General features: G+C 61.5%; 3 protein-coding genes. All 3 read right to left on the bottom strand.

What is annotated here, in order from left to right; all coding sequences use genetic code 11:
* A partial coding sequence (locus WCG50_RS18755; protein ID WP_336901118.1) for an FAD-dependent oxidoreductase occupies positions 1-1,370 on the bottom strand: 1,370 nt, incomplete at its 3' end.
* Positions 1,367-1,972, bottom strand: a complete 606-nt coding sequence (locus WCG50_RS18760; RefSeq protein ID WP_336901119.1) for a CDP-alcohol phosphatidyltransferase family protein — start codon at positions 1,970-1,972, stop codon at positions 1,367-1,369. The genes WCG50_RS18760 and WCG50_RS18755, both read right to left, overlap by 4 nt.
* Before the next feature lie 14 nt (positions 1,973-1,986).
* On the bottom strand, positions 1,987-2,607 hold the full coding sequence (locus WCG50_RS18765) for an ATP-binding cassette domain-containing protein (protein WP_336901120.1): 621 nt from the start codon (positions 2,605-2,607) through the stop codon (positions 1,987-1,989).
* Positions 2,608-2,705 lie beyond the last annotated feature (98 nt).

Below are 2,705 nucleotides of genomic sequence, written 5' to 3' on the forward strand. Positions count from 1 at the left end.
GAGACCTCTTCGTCCTCGCGCCCCATCAGGCGCTGCGCCATGTCGACCTGCGTCACCTGGGCGCCCAGGCGCTGAAAGCTTTGCGCCAGTTCGCAGCCCATCGGGCCACCACCCAGCACCAGCAGGCGTTTTGGAATTTCATCGAGTTGGGCAAACGCGTGCCAAAGCGTGTCGCTGGTCAAAAAGCCCACTGTTTCGAGCCCGGGTAGCGGCGGCACAAAGGGGCGCGCACCGGCCGCAATCACGATGGCGCGGGTCGTCAGTACCTGCACTTGGCCGTCAGGTCGCGTGATCGCTACCGTCCACGGGTTGACGATGCGGGCATAACCCTGCACCACATCGACGCCAAGGGCGGTGTAGCGCGCCGCGCTGTCGTGCGGTTCGATCGCGGCAATCACGTCAAACACCCGTTGCATCACGGCTTTGAAACTGAAGGTGGGCGTGCTGTCCGAGAGTCCGTAGCGCGATGCGTGCTGCATCTGGTGCGCGACCCGAGCGCTTTTGATGAGTGCCTTGCTGGGTACGCAACCGTAGTTGAGGCAGTCGCCCCCCAACTTGTGGGCTTCGACCAGTGTGACTTTGGCTTTGACCACTGCGGCAATGTAGGCGCTGACCAGCCCCCCGGCGCCACCGCCAATGACGATCAGGTTGCGGTCAAACGCCTTGGGTTTGAGGTGCTTCCAGCGGGCGAAAACCTGGCGTTGTTGCAGATGGGACGCCACTTGACGCGCCAGCAAGGGGAAGAAACCCAGCAGCACAAACGAGCCCAGCAAGGCCGGACTCAAGATGCCCTGGAGCGAGTCAAGCTGGCCCAGTTGGGTGCCGGCATTCACATACACCAGCGTGCCCGCCAGCATGCCAAGCTGGCTGACCCAGTAGTAGGTGCTAACTTTCATCTGCGTCAGACCCATCAGCAGGTTGATGACAAAAAACGGCACCAATGGCACCAAGCGCAGGCTGAAGAGGTAAAACGCACCTTCTTTTTCCAGCCCCTGGTTGAACTCGGCCAGGCGCGGCCCGAAGCGGGCCTCGATGCTGTCGCGCAACACAAAGCGCGCCATCAAAAATGCCAGTGTGGCGCCAACGCTGGAGGCGAACGAAATGATCAGCGTGCCCCACCCCAACCCAAAAATAGCGCCACCCGCCAGCGTCAGGATCACCGCGCCGGGGAACGACAAGGCGGTGACCGCGACGTAAACCACAAAGTAAAGCGTGATGACTTTTAACGGCTGTCCAGCGTACAAGCGCTCGAAGGACTGCTGGCTGCTCTTAAGGTAGTCCAGGCTGAAAAAGCGGTTCAGGTCGAACACGACATACAGCGCGATCAGCACCCCCAGCGTCACCATGACGGCGATCTTTTTAAAGGTCATCGGAAAGCCCGCCAGCCCCAACTAATGCGGGTCACGATGGTGACACCGCACAGCGCGGCAAAGCCATAGGCCATCTCAACGAAGTAGCCGGGCCAGAAGCACATGGCGGCAAAGCAGGCCAGCGTTTCGGTGGCTTCGGTCAGGCCTCCCAGAAAGTAAAACGATTTGTCGGGGTAGTTCGCGCTCGTCATGCCGCGCTTGGCCGCTATCACGGCAAAGGCCAGAAAGCTGGTGCTGGTGCCCATGAAGGCGGCCAGCAGCACGGCCGCCGGCAGGGCGTTGCGGGTCGGGTCGCTGAAGGCAAACGCCAGCACGATGGCGGCATAAAACAAAAAGTCGAGTGCAATGTCAAGAAAGCCGCCGCGGTCGGTGGGCTGAGTCAGGCGCGCCACGGCGCCATCCAGTGCGTCGCACAATCTTGAGGTAAATAGGGCTATAGCCCCCGTTATATATAGGTTGTTAGCTATTAATAAAGCAGCAAACAGGCCGATCAGGAAACCCGCCACGGTGAGCTGGTTGGCATTGATTCCGGCGCGCAGCAAGACCCGGGCCAGTCGGTTGACGCCGGGTTTGATGAGTTCGGTGGCCAAGCGGTCTAGCACGGGGCAGTCGTTTTCTAAAGCGTGGTGAGGTGGTTGGGGTCGGCGATGTCGGCGCGGTCGTGCGTCACCAGCAGCACCGGGATGTGGCGCTGCTTGACCAAGGCGAACACAAATTCGCGCAGGCGTTGGCGCAAGACCTCGTCCAGTTTGGAAAAAGGCTCGTCCAGCAGCAGCGCCTGCGGCTGGGCCAGCAGGGCGCGCATCAGGGCCACACGGGCGCGCTGGCCACCTGACAGGGTGGCCGGGTTGGCGTTGGCGAAATCGCTCATTTCCAGGTCCTGCAAACCCTGCATCACGCTTGCCTGGCGCACAGGACGAGGGCCGGATGGCACTGCAAACAGCAGGTTCTCGGCCACCGTCATGTGGGCAAACAACAGGTCTTCCTGAAACAAAATACCGACCTGGCGGCGCTCGGTCGGCAGCGCGTCGATACGCTGGCCGTTGAGCCAGATCGCACCTTCAAACGCCAAGGGTTCGGTCAAGGTGCCACACAGGGCAGCCAGCAGACTCGACTTGCCCGACCCGCTGGCGCCCATCACGGTGTGAATCACGCCGCTGGGCACGTTCAAGGTCAGGTTTTGCAGCAGGATGGCGTGCGGTAAATACAGCCGCGTCAGCGCAATGTCCAGGCCCATGCTCAGAGCGGTTGGCGTGCGGCCTGGCGCACATAGACTTCAAATGCCAGCGCGGGCAAGGGTCGGCTGAAGTAGTAGCCCTGCACCTCGTTGCAGCC

The organism is Rhodoferax sp. (genome assembly GCF_037143375.1).
GTDB lineage: Bacteria > Pseudomonadota > Gammaproteobacteria > Burkholderiales > Burkholderiaceae_C > Rhodoferax.

What these genes read in the sequence shown, in the direction of transcription:
- WCG50_RS18765 (WP_336901120.1), bottom strand. Translation starts at nt 2,607, where the DNA reads ATGGGCCTGGACATTGCGCTGACGCGGCTGTATTTACCGCACGCCATC.